11 protein-coding genes are annotated in these 15238 nt (G+C 73.1%); 8 read left to right on the top strand and 3 right to left on the bottom strand.

All coding sequences use genetic code 11. The features are described from left to right. Window positions 1-161 precede the first annotated feature (161 nt). Window positions 162-1121, bottom strand: coding sequence for a DMT family transporter (locus ACFYWM_RS02935; protein ID WP_389907786.1), 960 nt, complete (start codon window positions 1119-1121; stop codon window positions 162-164). Between the two features lie 70 nt (window positions 1122-1191). On the opposite strand from ACFYWM_RS02935, the gene ACFYWM_RS02930 reads away from it, so the two are divergent. The 4 genes from ACFYWM_RS02930 (at window position 1192) to ACFYWM_RS02915 (ending at window position 4355) form a co-directional block, all read left to right on the top strand. Then, window positions 1192-2076 (top strand): LysR family transcriptional regulator, encoded by an 885-nt coding sequence (locus tag ACFYWM_RS02930; RefSeq protein ID WP_389907784.1) that lies wholly within the window; start codon window positions 1192-1194, stop codon window positions 2074-2076. Window positions 2077-2338: 262 nt separating this feature from the next. Next, a complete protein-coding gene (locus ACFYWM_RS02925) occupies window positions 2339-3460 on the top strand; it encodes a DUF5925 domain-containing protein (protein WP_389907782.1) in 1122 nt (373 codons plus the stop codon). A gap of 105 nt (window positions 3461-3565) precedes the next feature. Then, window positions 3566-4009, top strand: a complete 444-nt coding sequence (locus tag ACFYWM_RS02920; RefSeq protein WP_389907780.1) for a DUF1622 domain-containing protein — start codon at window positions 3566-3568, stop codon at window positions 4007-4009. Next, entirely contained in the window at window positions 4002-4355 is a 354-nt protein-coding gene (locus tag ACFYWM_RS02915) for a hypothetical protein (RefSeq protein WP_389907778.1), read from the top strand. Before ACFYWM_RS02920 ends, ACFYWM_RS02915 begins: the two co-directional genes overlap by 8 nt. Here ACFYWM_RS02915 and ACFYWM_RS02910 read toward each other — a convergent pair. Then, the gene (locus ACFYWM_RS02910; protein WP_389907776.1) at window positions 4337-7504 is read right to left on the bottom strand and encodes a hypothetical protein; all 3168 of its coding nucleotides are present in this window, start codon (window positions 7502-7504) and stop codon (window positions 4337-4339) included. The genes ACFYWM_RS02915 and ACFYWM_RS02910 overlap by 19 nt on opposite strands. After that, entirely contained in the window at window positions 7501-8877 is a 1377-nt protein-coding gene (locus tag ACFYWM_RS02905) for an SWIM zinc finger family protein (protein ID WP_389907774.1), read from the bottom strand. Before ACFYWM_RS02905 ends, ACFYWM_RS02910 begins: the two co-directional genes overlap by 4 nt. Window positions 8878-10109: 1232 nt before the next feature. Here ACFYWM_RS02905 and ACFYWM_RS02900 point away from each other — a divergent pair. The 4 genes from ACFYWM_RS02900 to ACFYWM_RS02885 all read left to right on the top strand — a co-directional run bounded on the left by ACFYWM_RS02900 (window position 10110) and on the right by ACFYWM_RS02885 (window position 15100). Continuing rightward, window positions 10110-10493 carry an Lsr2 family protein gene (locus tag ACFYWM_RS02900; protein ID WP_389907772.1) on the top strand — a complete coding sequence of 128 codons (384 nt, stop codon included), beginning with the start codon at window positions 10110-10112 and terminating at the stop codon, window positions 10491-10493. A 144-nt stretch (window positions 10494-10637) separates the two neighbouring features. Further along, window positions 10638-11948, top strand: coding sequence for a M20/M25/M40 family metallo-hydrolase (locus tag ACFYWM_RS02895; RefSeq protein ID WP_389907770.1), 1311 nt, complete (start codon window positions 10638-10640; stop codon window positions 11946-11948). 383 nt (window positions 11949-12331) lie between these two features. Next, complete coding sequence (locus ACFYWM_RS02890) at window positions 12332-13870, top strand: lipopolysaccharide biosynthesis protein (protein ID WP_389907768.1); 1539 nt, start codon at window positions 12332-12334, stop codon at window positions 13868-13870. A 57-nt stretch (window positions 13871-13927) separates the two neighbouring features. Continuing rightward, complete coding sequence (locus ACFYWM_RS02885) at window positions 13928-15100, top strand: DegT/DnrJ/EryC1/StrS family aminotransferase (protein WP_389907766.1); 1173 nt, start codon at window positions 13928-13930, stop codon at window positions 15098-15100. Window positions 15101-15238: the final 138 nt, after the last annotated feature.

Below are 15238 nucleotides of genomic sequence, written 5' to 3'. Positions count from 1 at the left end.
GCCCCCTCATCACGGACAGGACGGATAGCCCTGCCCACATGGTCGCCCCCCTTCCACCCCCGACCCCTCCGGCACCGGCTGCGTCCCCGGCACCGTGTGGCTCAGGCGCGAGGGCGACGCCCTGACCCACGCCTGGAAGGACGTCCCCGGCCCCAAGCTGGTCACCGAGACCGGCGACCTGACCAGGAACCGATGACGCCCTGCCCGGTCATGATGCCGGCGACGACGATCACCGCCCCCAGGGGCTGGTTCCACGTCAGCGTCTCGCCCAGGACGACCACCCCGAGCACGACGCCCACCAGCGGGGTCAGGTAGGTCACCGTCGAGGCGGTCGCCGCCCCCCAGCGGGCGATGACCGAGGTGTTCCACACGTAGGCGAGCCCGGTGCCGAAGACGCCCAGGACGGCCATGCTCGCCACGACGGGGAGATCCAGGCGTACCGGACCGGTGGCCAGCAGCGGGCTCAGCGCGAGCATGATCAGGGCGGCCACGCCGACCTGGGCGGCGGCGATGGTGGGGGCGTCGTGGCCGTACGCCAGCACGAAGCGCCGCGTGTAGGCGAAGGAGAGCCCGTAGCAGAACGTCGCCCCCAGGCAGGCGGCCTGCGCCCACCAGGGACCGGCCTGCGCGCCCAGGTTCCACGGGGCCAGCACGACGACGACACCGGCGGCGCCCAGCAGCAGGCCGAGCACCCCCGCCGTGCCCAGGCGCTCCTGCCGGAGCGCGGCCAGGGTCACGAGCATCGTCATCAGGGGCGTGGTCGCGTTGTAGATGCTGGAGAGCCCCGAGGGGATGTACTGCCCGGCCCAGGCGAAAAGCAGGAACGGCACCACGCACAGCATCAGGGCGATCACCGCCATGTGCGCCCAGAACACCGGCCGCCTCGGCCACCTCCGGCGGGTGACCAGCATGATCACGCCGAGGGCGAGCGCCCCCAGCACGAGGCGCCCCAGCACCGTCTGGGCGGGCGACAGGCCGGTGAGCGCCACCTTGATGAACAGGAAGCTGGCCCCCCACGTCAGTGCCAGGGCGAGGTACCGCGCGAGGACGGACCGGCCCGCGGGGTACGGCGCGGCGCCGGTCACCTGCGGGGACGGGGAGACGGTTACTTCACGGGTCACGGGGACAGTCTCCTCACCGCCCCGATCATGCGTCCAATGAGTTGCCCGTCGGATGTGATGAGATGTCCTCATGGGTGCGACGGTCGCGCAACTCCGGGTCTTCACCGCCGTGGTGGTGAACGGCGGCTTCGGGGTGGCCGCCGAGGAGCTGGGCATGTCCCAGTCGGCGGTCTCCCACGCGCTCGCCGCCCTGGAGCGCGCCCTCGGCGCCCCGCTGGTGCTGCGGCACGGGAGCGTACGCCCCACCGCGCTGGGCGCGGCGATCCTGCCGCACGCGCAGGCCGCGCTCGCCTCGGTCACCGCCATCGACGAGGTCGTCTCCTCGCATCTGGGGCAGCACGCGGGGATCGTCCGGGTCGCCGCCCCGCCCACGGTCTGCTGCGGGCTGCTGCCCCAGCTCATGCGGGCGTGGCGGGCCGAGCTCCCCGGCGTCGAGGTGCAGGTCTTCGAGGGAGACGACGACGAGCTGTCGCCCTGGCTGGAGACGGGGGTCGTCGACGCCGCGATCCTCGTCGACCCGGTGCCCCCGCCCCCGGCGCACGTGGTGGTGGGCCGCGACGCCTTCCACGCGGTGGTCCGCGCCGACCACCCGCTGGCCGGTCAGGCGCACATCACGATGGCCGAGCTGGTGGAGGATCCGCTACTGGTCTCCAAGGGGGGCTGCGAGCCCCAGACCCGCGCCCTGTGCTCCATGGCGGGCGTCCCCTACACACCCGCCCAGCATGTACGCGAGCTCGGCACGCTCATCGGCATGATCGCCGCGGGCATCGGCGTCTCGACGGTTCCCGACCTCGGCCGCGGCCTGCTGCCTCCGGGGCTCGTCATGGTCCCGCTGAAGCCGTCCCTGGAACGCGCCCTCGTCCTCACCGGCCCGCTGACCCGCCCGCCGAGCCCGCTGGTCGACGCCCTGCTCCGCGCCGCCCCCGAGGCCCCCGCACCGCTCCGGCTCCCCTGAGCTCCGGCTCCCCTGAGCTCCGGCTCCCCCGAGTTCCGGCTCCCCCGAGTTCCACCGCCCGGGGCCCCCGGAGCCGGCCGCCCTCGCTCCCCGCGAACCTCGCCGTCCTGTGAGTCCTCGCGCCCGGCCACCCCGGAGTCCCGAGCCCGCCCTGTGGGGGCCGGCTCCCTGAGCTCGGCCATCTCGGGGTCCCCGGCCCCGGTCACCCCGCCGGGACTAAAACCCTTCGACCGGTGGGCGTCGCGCGAGGATCATTGGCGCCATGTCCGTACTCAAGGAGGTCCACTTCCAGCCGGAGCCGCGCCCGGTGGAGCTGCCGATGAAGATCTGGCTCGACGACGGCGACGCGGCGGTGGACGTGATCGACGCGCTCGCGCTGTCGCCGTTCGCCACCGGGGCCCAGCCCTGGTCGCGCACCGCGAGCCTGGAGCGGGTCCGTCCCGACGCCCCCCTCGCCCCCGCCTCGGGGAGGCTCGTCCGGGCGGCCTCGGAGAAGGACGGCCGCGACTCGCGGCTGCTGTGCGGGGAGGGCTGGACGCTGCGCGTGGTCCGCTACCGCAACCGCGCCGCCACGGTCAGCGTGACCGCGGTCGACGAGGAGCTGGCCCGCTCGGTGATCGAGGAGGCCACCAGGGACGCCGAGGAGCCCGCCCCCGAGAGCGACCACGTCGAGATGGGCTTCTGGTGGCAGAGCCCCCGGGGCAGCCGCCGCTCGGAGAAGCCGATCACCGCCTCCCCCTGGGCGGAGATCTCCGGCAACTACGCCAGGTCGGTCAGCGAGCCGCTGTCGCGGCTGATGGCCGTCACCCCCGCCGAGGCGCACGGCCGGCTGATCCTGCTGCACGGACCGCCGGGCACCGGCAAGACGACGCTGCTGCGCACGCTCGCCCACGAGTGGCGGTCGTGGTGCCAGGTCGACTGCGTGCTGGACCCCGAGCAGCTGTTCCAGTCACCCGGCTACCTCATGGAGGTCGCGGTCGGCTCCGACGACCACGACGGCGACGGGGGCGGCGACCGGTGGCGGCTCCTGGTGCTTGAGGACTGCGACGAGCTGATCAGGTCGGGCGCCAAGGAGGCGACCGGGCAGGGCCTGTCGCGCCTGCTCAACCTGACCGACGGCCTCCTGGGGCAGGGCCGTGACGTCCTGGTGGCCATCACCACCAACGAGGCCCTGGCCCACCTCCACCCCGCCGTCACCCGTCCCGGCCGCTGCCTCGCCCAGGTCGAGGTCGGCGCCTTCCCCTACGACGAGGCCGCCCGCTGGCTCGGCACCACCGAGGGGCTCTCCCCTTCCGGCGCGACCCTCGCCGAGCTCTTCGCCCTCCGTGACGGTGTCCTCGGCGGCCCTCCGGCCGCGCCGGAGAACACCGGCCTTTACCTCTGAGCGGCTCTGAGCGGCTCTGAGCGGCTCTCGCCTCGGACAGGACCGCCCGGGTCACCCGGTGACCGGCGGGCGCATGGGCGGGAGGTCACCGGGTAACAGCAGCGCATGCCCGATCTTCTACCGGAGGAGACCCTCCGGCAGCTCGTCGACCTCCTGGTCCGCCTCGTCGAGGCGGCCGGGGCGGCCGTCATCTTCGTCGGCGCCGCGATCGCGTTCGTGCGGTTCGTGCTGGTGGCCGCGCGACGGCACGACGACGGGTTCATCGCCGTACGGCTCTTCCTGGGGCGGTTCCTCGCCCTCGGCCTGGAGTTCCAGCTGGCCAGTGACATGCTGCGCACGGCCATCGCGCCGAGCTTCACGCAGATCGGGCAGCTCGCGGCGATCGCGGCCATCCGTACCGCCCTGAACTTCTTCCTGAACAGGGAGATCGAGCGGGAGGGGCGCACGATGAACGCCGCGAGCGGGGACGGCTCGCCGGCCGCCCCGGGCGAGGCGCGCCCGCCGGACGACTCCGGCGGGCGGGTCCCGCCCGGGGCCGGGAATGGCTGACCTCGTCCGGGCGATCGTCCCCCTGATCGTCGTGATGGGGCTCGCCGCCGCGCTCGCCGTCCTGCTCTCCGGCGGCGGTCCCGGCGGCGCCCTGGCGGTGCTGCTCGACTTCCTCCTCGCGGCCGGGCTCCTGCGCCTCTCCCAGGCCCAGACCTGGACGGCGATCATCACCGCGGCGCTCACGGTGCTGGTCCGCAAGATCGCCGCCGCCGGGTTCTCCCAGCACGGGACCTCCTGGCACGGGTTCTTCCGGCACGAGATCTTTCGGCATCTGGCGGGACGGCGCCCGTCCGGCCGCCGTCCCGCCCCCTCCCCGGACGGGCCGGATCAGGACCGTACGAGATAGTCGTGCAGGCGGCGGCACTGGCGGCCGAACCCCGACGAGGAGCGGCGTGACGGCGGGGCGAGGCCGGGAATCTCCCCGCGCGCCCCGGCCAGGCGGGCCACCTCGACGCCCAGGGCGACGAGGTCGGTCGCGCCCGGACGCGGCCGCTCCCCCTCCCCCGGCAGCACGTGCGGCAGCGCCGCCCGGATCACCTCCCAGACCTCCCGGTGGGCGCCCTGCCCGGCCGCCTCCCCGAGCCCTGCCACCGCGTGCGGCAGTTTCACCCGGGTCCGCTCCGTGAGCAGGACGAGCTGCCTGCCGAGCGCTTCCGCGGGCAGGTCCCCGCGTGCCGCCATCCGCACCGTGAGCCGCACGCCGTGCGCCGGATCCCGCTGGGCCAGGAAGAAGGCGAGCAGCAGCGCGGTGTGCTCCCCGACCGGCCCGTCGCAGGCGGCGAGCGCCTCGACGTACTCCGGCTGGACCGTGGGCCGGTAGTAGATGTGGAGCAGGTGCGGGAGGTAGTGGGCGGCGACCACCTCGCGGTGCGAGGGCAGGACGGCGGGCCACCAGCCCATGTACCGGCCGTGCTCGTCCCAGTCGCGGTACGACACCTCGCCGACCAGCTCGTCGACGAGAGGCAGGCCGGTCGGGTCGGCCCGCACCCAGGGGACCGGGGTCAGGTCGGCGCCCGCGGGCGGTTCGCGCTCGTCGGTGTGGCACGGGTTCCCGTTCTCGGTGAACCTCCAGCGGACGCGCGCCTCCGGCTCGACCGGCCCCTCCGCCAGCCATCGCGCCGCCCGGCGCCCGGCCTCGGAGGTGAGCCGCCCGGCCCTGGCGACCACCTCGGGAGCCGCGGTTCCCGGCAGTCGCAGCAGCGCCTGCTGGAAGTCGGCGGGCAGCGGTTCGGCCCCGGTGGCCTCGACCGTCTCCAGGCGGGCGAGGAACGCGGCGGGGTCGAGGTGGCCGGTGGCGGCGGTCGGGGTCGCGAGCAGGACCGGCGGCAGCGTGCCCGCCCTGAGCGCGGCGAGCACCTCCGCGCACCGCCGGAGCACGAACCGGTGCGGCACGGAGGTCCTGTGCTCCTTGGGGAGCCGGTCGGGCCTGGTCTCCCCGGGGTCGCCATACCCGGCGGATCCGTCATACCAGGCGGATCCGTCATGACCGGCGAACCCGTCATGCCCGACGGACCCGCCATCGCCGACGAACCAGTTGTATCCGGCGAACCCGCCATCGCCGGTGGACCCGTCGTGGCCTGACCATCCGAAGAAGCCCACCTCCCCCGTAACACCGTGCCCGGCGGACCCCTCATGGCCGGACCACCCGAAGGAGCCCGCCGCCCCCACATCCCTCGAATCCCTTGCCTCGCTTGAATCCCCCGTCTCCAAGATCGTCACGAACTCCTCGCCCTCGCCCGGATCCGTGAGCCCCCTCCCGGTCCTGAGCGGCCGGTGACCCTCCTCGGACCCGGCGGCGTCCGGCCCGTCCGCCGGAGGCACGCTCGGTTCGGGCACCCAGCCGCCCCTGTCGTACCCGACGAGGAGACGCATGACGTGGTCGCGTGCCCCGGCGAGAAACGCGCCGAAGGACATCCCGCCGCCCTCCTCCCTCGCCTCGATCCTGAGGCTCCCGAAACCCCACCCCTCCGAGACCTCCGGAGCCTTCCTGGCCACCGGTCCGGGGTCGGCGCCCGGGAAGACGAGTTCCGCGGCCATCGCGGCGAACCAGTCGCGGGGCGCGTACCAGTTCTCGCTCTCGTAGAGGTCGTGGGCCTGGTGGCCGCCCCTGGCGAGCGCGGCGCGCAGCGCCTCGCGGTCCTCAGCGGCGAACCGGACGAAGCCCGCGAGCCACCGCTCGGCCTCCTGCCAGTCGCCGGACAGGTGTGCGCGGACCAGTTCGTCGACCGTGCCCGGCGGGTCGGGGAAGGCCCCGGCGGGATCGGGCGGGGGGAGCGGCGGCGGGGCGAGGACCTCCGGCTCCTCCCACCCGTGCCCCGCCTCCCCGCCGACCGCCCCGGCCAGGAGACGCCCCAGATCCGGCGGGAGCGCGCCCAGCGCCGAGCGCAGCGTCTCGGCGCCGAGCGGGGTGAGGTGCGCCGCGTGCCTGACCGCGAGACGCGCGGCGCGTTCCCGCACGGCGTACGTCTCGTGGCCGAACGCGGAGACGAGGGCCGGGGCCAGCTCGTCGGCCCGTTCCGGCGACCGCCGCAGGGTCTGGTCGAGCCAGGTCAGTCCGGTGCGCACCAGCCCGCTCTCGGCGCGAAACAGCAGGCCCTCCAGCGCCTCCGCCACGTCGGCGGGATCGAGGTGGTCGAGGCGGCGCACGTGCCTGAGCGCCAGCTCCGCGACCGGCCCCGGCGCGGCCGGAAGCAGGCGCAGGTAGTCGCGGGCACGGGCCTCCACCTCCGCGTACGTGGGTTCGAGCAGCTCGTGGAGGCGGACGAAGAACCGCAGGTCGACGGCGTCCCCTCCGCGCAGGAACCGGCTGACGCAGCCCGCCAGGAGCGTCTCGCGGCGCACCCCGCTCCCGGAGCCCTCGCCACTCAGCGCCACCAGGACGCCGAGCCAGGAGTCGGCGTACAACGGGTCGCTCCGCTCCTCGCGCAGGGCGCGGCCCACTCCCTGCGCCTCGAAGATCCTCGGCAGCAGGGTGTCGAGGAGCGGGTCCCGGCGGAGCCCGTCCGCGGTGGGCGGCGTGGCGAGCCAGCCCAGCACGAGCGGGTCGTGCTCGGGCGGGGTCACGCCGGTGCCGCGGAGCAGGGCCAGCACCAGCGGCAGTCCCGGCGAGGTCGAGGTGCGGATCCTGAGCACGAGCCGGGCGACCAGGTCGGCCTGCCACGCGGGCTCCCGCGCGGAGATCACCTTGATGAGGGCGCCGGTGTCGACCGGCGTCTCCCACGGGGAGATCGCGAGCTCGCGGCGGTTCAGCCAGGTGGCCGCGGCCGCGGCGCCGCCGAGCGAGCCGGCGCCCGCCACCCGCAGGTGCTCGGCCCGTACGCCCCGCCACCGCCACGAGTCGAAGGCCCCCGCCTCACGACGCGACGGCCTGAGATATCCGGGCAGTTCCCTGGCGACCTCCCTGCGCTCCGCGTCGCCGAGGTCCGCCACCCGGGCCGCGAGCTCGTCGAGGCCGCCGTTCTCGACGAGGTGGCGGACCTCGTCCCAGGCCGTCATCGGGAGTCCTCCCGGGCGAGGGGGACCGGCGCCGCCGGGGAGCCGGCGGGGGAGTCGGCGGTGCCGGCGGCCATCCGGGCGGCGAGCACGTGCTTGCAGGGGCCGCGCGAGCCCCGGTGGTCGTACCACCACGGGCAGGTGCACGACCCCTCGGCCATCCCTACCCGGCGGACGCCGCCGTCGGTGGTCACCTCGGCCGTGTCGGGGCCGGTCAGCCGTACGGCGCCCGAGGCGATCAGGGCGCGGGCGGAGCCGAGCCTGGGGTTGAGCGCCGCGACGTGGTCGCGGTCGTAGGGCAGCTCGCGGTGGAAGTGCGCGGCCTCGAAGAGGTCGTAGCCGACCCGGCCCGCGGTGCCCAGCTGGGTGAGCGAGGCCCGGACCCGCTCCGGCGCGAGCCCGGAGCGCTCGGCGAGCACGCCGAGTTCCAGGGTGGGCTCGAAGTCGAGCAGGATGCCGACCAGGTCGGCGTCGCCGGCCACCACGTCCGAGGAGAGGTCCGCCAGGACGGCGCCCTCCCCGGAGAACCCGCGCCAGGACTGCGGGGACACGACCAGCGTGTAGCGCATGCCCGGCAGCTCCAGCTCCCAGGCGCTCGATCCCGAGCCGTCCGCCGGGCCGTACACGCGCAGGGCCTTGGCGAAGCGCAGCAACGGCATCATCGTCGCCAGCCTGCCGACCCCGGCCAGGTGGACCCCGCCCGGCACGGCCCGGTCCGAGAGCCGCAGCTCCCGGCCCGCGGGGACCGCCCACACCTCGGCCGACGCCCGCTTCGGCAGGCCGCGCAGGAACCTGACGGCCTGCGGCCCGGCGAGCTCGGCGCGCAGGTCGAACCCGGAGGCGATCACCTGGACCTCCGCGAAACCGCGCAGCCACCGGTCGGGCAGCGGCACCTTCTTCTCCACGACCGCGCCGTCCAGGGTGGTCACGGTGAGCTCGTCGGGACCGACCCCGACGTGCAGCGGGTCGCGGCCGCCGACCCTGGCCAGCGCCTCGCGCAGCGGGTTGTTGACGTCCACGTTGGTGGTGCCCCGGTCGAAGACCTCGCCGTCGAGGGCGGGGCCCAGCACGTCCAGCCGGGCGTAGACGCCGCCGCAGGCGGAGAACGACTCGAACCGGAGGCGGTCGCCGCCGCAGGTCACCACCGGGTCGCGGGTGAACCCCGGCTGCGGCCGGTGGTAGCGGGCCAGCGCCACGTCGGCGACCGCGAGCAGCCCGGTCGCGGCCGGCGCGGCCTGGGTGAGCAACCCGCTGAAGAACCGGGGGTGGTCGAGGAAGCCCGTCGTGGTCCGGCCTCCGGACGTCGACAGTCCCAGGTGTCCGTCGGAGAGCGTGGAGGGGCCGGCGTAGGAGTAGGCCTGCACTGCATTCGTCATGGGCCGGACGGTAGAGATCGCGACCGACAAATCCGATCACGGCCGCACGGCCGGCGTACGACCACCGGCTTCGAGGGCTCCGGAGCCCTGAACTCCCTGGAAACGCCGGAACCCGGAGGAGCCGGACCCGGGAACACCGGAACGCCGGAACCCGGAGGAGCCGGACCCGGGAACACCGGAACCCGGAGGAGCCGGGTCCAGGGGCCCCGGAAGCCGGGTGGCCCGGTACCCCGGGGCCCGGGTGGACGGCCGATCCGGTCAATGCCCCTATCCGATCCCTCCCGGCGGCCCGCGAACAATTCGGGGAACGCCGGTTGATTGATCCGGGCGGACGATGGAACGGGCCAATGGCGGCCGAGGGCCAAAACGGCACCCGCCGCCCGCCCTCCTCCACAATGTGAGACGCCCGGAATCATACGGTCCGCAAGGCGAGTCTTGCCTTACCTCGGGGTGCCGGGACCGCACCCCATTGTGATCGGCCGCCGGGCACCGGGCCCCTTCGAAGACGCCCGGTGCCGGGCACCGGCAAACCCGCGGGCCGGTGACACGCATTCCGGGCGCGGAGAAGTCATTTGTCCGTCGGAATCCCGGAACGCGTTCGGTGACGGACATCCGGCATGCGCGAATTGTCCGCCGAGCCCTCGGAGACGACACACGCGGAACCACCCCTCCCCGCCCCTCCGGCCCCGGCACCCCGCTCACCCCCTCCCCTCGACAGGTGCCGTGAGCAGCGAAAACAGACCAGAGGACACGCCCGGCGACCCGGAGGGACGATGACGGGAGGGCACCTCGCCCGGTGCGACGGCGTACGGGAAACGAACGACAGTGGAGCGACGGACCGGAGTGGCCCCAAGTGGCGTAAGTCGATTTTTTTCCGGGCGGCGAGGCCGGAAACCACCCGGAGGTCATGAAACTCCAAAGCGCTCCGATACCTCTTCGGGAAAACCCGCCTGGGGTAACCGACAGATCTCGGCATACAAGGCGTCAAGGAACATCGGCGTCACCGTCGTTTTTAATCCCTCGTGAGCGGGAAGCATTTCCCAATGACGTGGAGACGTCGGAGTTCGACCTTGAGTAATTAACCGAGAGGGTGGATCTCCGACGGGCAGGGTTTCCCGAGCGCGACGGCGAAAGGAGGGACTAGAGTTTTACGCGCGGGGAAGAGACGCGGGAACCATCGTCGGCCGGGTTCACAGCCGCACGCTCCGGCGCCAAGATTAAGGAGTCACACAATGGCACGTCAGCAAGTCGTCACGTTCACCGACGACATCACCGGCAAGAAGGCGGACGAGACCGTCTCGTTCGGTCTGGACGGCACCGCCTACGAGATCGACCTGAGCTCGAGGAACGCCACGAAACTTCGCGAGGCCATCAAGCCTTTCCAGTCCGCGGCCCGCAAGGCGAGCACCTCCCTGAGCCGCAAGAGCAGGGCGAAGGGGTCCGGCGGCAACCGTGAGCGGAGCGCCGAGATCCGGGCGTGGGCGAAGTCCCACGGGATCGAGGTGAGCGAGCGCGGGCGCATCGGGGGAAAGGTCGCCGAGGCGTTCGCCGCCGGCGACCCCAGCGTGGCGAAGGGATCGACCAAAAAGACCACGCAGAGCGCGCTCAGCGACTGAGACAAGCTCCCGGACCCTTGGAGGGGTAGCGGCGTCGCAGCCGGCCGGGAGTGCTCGACACGACGAACCGAGGTGCTGTTCCCACCCGGAGGGGTATGCACCTTTGATCTAGATTTGAAGTCTTTTCTCCGGGGGCGTTCGTCGATGAGCGAAGTGGCGCAGATCTGCTCGGACCTGATCAGGTTCGACACCACCAACCCCGGCTCCGGCGAGCGTCCGGCGGCCGAGCACGTCGCCGCCCTGCTCTCCGAGGCCGGGATCGAGCCGGTGGTCTTCGAGTCGGCCAGCCGCAGGACCAGCGTGGTCGCCAGGATTCCCGGCGACTCGCCGGAGGCCCTGCTGATCCACGGCCACCTCGACGTGGTCCCCGCCCGCTCCTCCGACTGGCGGATCCACCCGTTCTCCGGCGAGGTCACCGGCGGGTGCGTCTGGGGCCGGGGCGCGGTCGACATGAAGGGCACCCTCGCCATGACGCTCACCCTGGTCCGCGACTGGTCCCGGCGCGGGGTGCGGCCCGACCGCGACGTCGTGCTGGCCTTCCTCGCCGACGAGGAGGCCACCGGCGAGTACGGCGCGCGCCACGCGGTGCGCCACCACCGCGAGTTGTTCGACGGCTGCGTCGACGCGATCAGCGAGTCCGGCGGCTACAGCGTCGAGGCCCCGGGCGCGCGGATCTACCCGATCGCGGTGGGCGAGCGCGGCACCGCCTGGATGCGGCTCACCGCGACCGGCGTCGCGGGCCACGGCTCCCGCCCGCCGGTGGACAACGCGGTGGCCGAGCTCTGCCACGCCATGTCCAGGATCGCCTCCCACCCCTGGCCGGTACGGCTGACACCCGGGGTGGCGGCACTGATCGAGAGCCTGTCGGCCATCCTCGGCGAGCGCGTCGACCTCGACCGGCTGGAGGAGGAGGCGAGGCGGCTCGGCCGGATCGGCGACCTGTTCGGCGCGCAGATCCGCAACTCGGCGAACCCGACGATGCTCCAGGCGGGCTACAAGGTCAACGTGGTCCCCGGCACCGCCGAGGGCCACGTGGACGGGCGTTTCCTGCCGGGCCACCGGGAGGAGTTCCTGGAGACGATCGACCGCCTGCTCGGCCCCCGGGTGACCCGGGAGTTCGTCAACGTCGAGGACGCCCCCTCCGCCCCGATGGACTCGCCGTTCTTCGACCGGCTGGGTGCCGCCCTGGTCGCCGAGGACCCGGCGGCGCGGCCGGTGCCGTACGTGATGTCGGGCGGCACGGACGCCAAGTCCTTCGCGGGGCTCGGCATCAGGGGCTACGGCTTCGCCCCGCTGATGCTCACCCCGGACCTCGACTACTTCGGCATGTTCCACGGCGTGGACGAGCGCGTCCCCGTCGAGGGCCTGGAGTTCGGCGTCCGCGTCCTGGACCGCCTCCTGACCACCCGGCCTCCCGCGCCTCCCGTGCCTCCCGCGCCTCCCGCGTCCCTCTGAGATCTCCCTCCCGAAAAACCCGTGCACCGGACCGCGTCCGGATCCGCCCCGGGCGGCTCGTGGTGACCCGACGACCTCAGTGACCTCGGCCACTCCCGCCCCGTGCCCCCAACCCCGTGAAAGCGGGGCAGTCTCCATCACAATCAAGCCCTGCCGGGGACTTCCGGACACATGCCGGACACGGCTCGCTTGAAACTGGGGCATCATGACTCACGTGCCGATTCTCATGTATCCCCCGGTGACCGGCAGGTCTCGTGACGAGACGCGAACACCGGTGACGTGCCCTTCCGGGCCCGCCGGCGGGGCCGCCGACCCACCCCACCCGAGCGATCCGCGCCCCTGCCGTGCCGCCCCGGGGAACGGCGCGGACCGGGAGCACCGGGGTGAGTGAGCACGGCACCGGACGAGGCAGGCACGCCCGGCCCAGGGGCGTCCCCGCGCCGGGCACCCGGCCGGAGGGCCCCGAGCCCCCGGCGAACACGGCGAACGCGGCCACCGGTCTCCGTACAGCGGGCGGCAAGGCCGGTGCAAGCGGCCCGGCCGATGATGGCGGCGTGACGCGCGACGGGAGCGACCAGGCGGCGGGCCGGACGGCGACCGAGGAGCACGGGACCGGCCTGATGGACCGCCTGCGCAAGGACCTGAGGAACCCCCTGTTCCTGCAGGGCTACGCACTGATGATCAACACGGGGATCACCGCCGTGCTGGGGCTCGGCTACTGGTTCCTCGCGACGCACCTGTACACCGCCGCCGCGTTCGGCGAGGGTCAGGCCCAGATCAGCGCGATGCGGCTGTTCTCCTCGCTGACCGGGCTCGCCTTCGCGGGCGCCCTGGCCAGGTTCATCCCGGTGGCCGGGCGCCGCACCGCCGAGTTCGTGCTGCGCGGCTACGCGATCGCCGGGGCGGCCGGTCTGGTGGCGGCGCTGGGGTTCCTGCTGACGTTGCCGATCTGGGGTGGGGTCTACGCCGATCTCGGCGGGCTCGGGCCGGGGCTGTTCTTCCTCGCCTCGGTGCTCGTGTGGACCATCTTCACCCTCCAGGACGTGACGCTGGCCGGGCTGCGCAACGCCGTCTGGGTGCCGGTCAACAGCCTGGCGTTCGGCCTGGTCAAGATGGGCCTGCTCGTCGCGCTGGCGTACGCGCTGCCGCAGGGCGGCGTCTTCGGCGGGATCTTCGTCTCGTGGATCGTGCCGACGGCGATAGCGCTCATCCCGATCAGCTGGCTCATCTTCGGCGTGATCATCCCCAAGCACGTCAAGAACACCGAGGTGAGCGCCGCGAACCCGCCGCGCCTGCGCGAGGTGGGCCGCTTCCTCGCCGGAGACTTCCCCGGCGCGTTCTCCATCCTGCTCATCCTCTATCTCGTCCCGGTCATCGTCGCGGGCTGGCTCGACGACGCGCCGACGTTCGGCTACTTCTCGATAGCCCACACGCTGGGCTCCATGGTCGGGTTGCTGGCGGCCAACATGGCGGTCTCGCTGACCGTCGAGGGGTCCTTCAACGCCGCCCAGCTGGCGCAGAGCGTGCGCAACGCGCTGCGGCGCACCTTCCTGATCGTCGGCCCGGTCGTCGCGGTGGTCGTGATCGGCGCGCCGCTGATCCTGAGCGTGTTCGGCCCGGGGTTCGCCGAGGCGGGCTCGCCGCTGCTGCGCCTGATGGCGATCGCCGTGCTCCCCCAGACGGTGATCGAGATCTGCCTCAGCATGCTGCGCGCCCAGAGCGAGGCGCGCAAGCTCGCCCTCGTCCAGATCGGCATGGCCGTCCTGGTCCTCACCTCGATAGCGGTGCTCTTCCCCCACTTCGGGATCGCCGCCGTCGGATACGCCATGCTCGGCAGCCAGCTCCTGGTGGCGCTGCTGATCTTCCCGAACATGCGCAGGGTGATGAACCACGGCAAAACATCCCAGGTAAGGCCGGGTTAGGACGACACGCGGTTCCGGGTTTGCGGTCTCAACGACGTACGTGATAGACGGTCTCCAGTGACTCCTGAGCACATTGTGGCGAAGCGGACACATCGCCTCTGCCTCCCGCTGCCCTCCAACCGCCTGGGCCTGTATCTGGCCCTGCGGCACTGGTGCCGTCCAGGCCAGCGGCTACTGATGTCACCGCTGTCGGCGGACGAGATCCTCTTCCTCGTGCTCGCGGCGGGCCTGCGCCCGGTCATCGCCCCGCTCTCGCTGGACGACGGCAACATCGACGTCGACCGCGTCGACCTCGACACGGTCGACGCGGTGCTGACCACCAACCTGTACGGCCTGCCGGACCGGGTGGCCGCCTTCGGCGGCAAGATCCTGATCGAGGACGTCGCGCACGCCATCGAGACGAGCGTGAACGGCAGGCCGATCGGCACCTTCGGGGTGGCCGGTGTCTTCAGCCTGTCCAAGCACGCGGGGGCGGGCTCGGGCGGGGTGATCGCGGTCGAGCACCTCTCGGACCTGCGCGCCCTGGAGCGCGACCGCGACCGGCTGCTGCAGCCGGGCGTCTTCAGGAAAGAGATCCACAGCGTGCTGACCTCCGCGGGCCGGCACGCCGCGCTGCGCCTGAACATGGTCCGCCCTGCGCTGAAGGCCATGCGCGCGCTCGGAATGGAGGAGGAACGCGACGGATACCGCATCGCCCCGCGCCCCGCGGAGCTGCTCAGGGCGCTGGAGTACGCCCCGCAGCAGCTGCCGGCGTTCGACTCCTGGGTCCAGGCCGACCTGCACGACTACCGGGCCAGGCGGGGCCACCTCTCGCGCTGGTACCAGTCGAGGCGCCTGCACGCGCTGCCCCGGCAGCGGACGCGGCGGATCGCCGGCGTCTCGGCGCTGGCCGCGCTGCCCACCGTGGCGCCTGCCGTCCGCCGCCACCTGGACCAGCCGCTGTTCCGGGTCCCGCTGCTGGTCTACGGCCGCGACGGGGCCATCGCCGAGCTGGAGCGGCACGGGGTCGCCACCGGATACCTCTACGACCCGCCGTACGACGGCTACCTGCCGGAGTTCACCGACCCCTCCCCCGAGCCCGAGGTGGCGCGCTGGTGGGGCCGTCACGTGCTGCCGATCGACCCGCTGTACGCCCACCGTGCCCTGCCGGTCATCGAGCGGCTCGTCCCCGCGGTCCCCCCGCTGCCCCCCAGGGTGCCCCCGGGTCCGACGACCTTCGGTGTCGCGTAGCGGACTTGTCCCGTAACTAAGCGAATAGGGCGATACCCCGCTAGGTTTTACTCATTGATTGCCGGTTGGCGGTTCGGGGGATCGCCGTCCGGTTCCGGTTGGTTTTCGCGTGCCATGGCACTCCCCCAACCCCCCGCA

Origin of the sequence: Streptosporangium sp. NPDC002721 (genome assembly GCF_042888905.1) — a bacterium.
In the GTDB taxonomy this organism is placed as follows: domain Bacteria; phylum Actinomycetota; class Actinomycetes; order Streptosporangiales; family Streptosporangiaceae; genus Streptosporangium.
The sequence above is the reverse complement of the archived record's forward strand: the minus strand, read 5'-3'. Positions and strand labels throughout refer to the sequence as shown.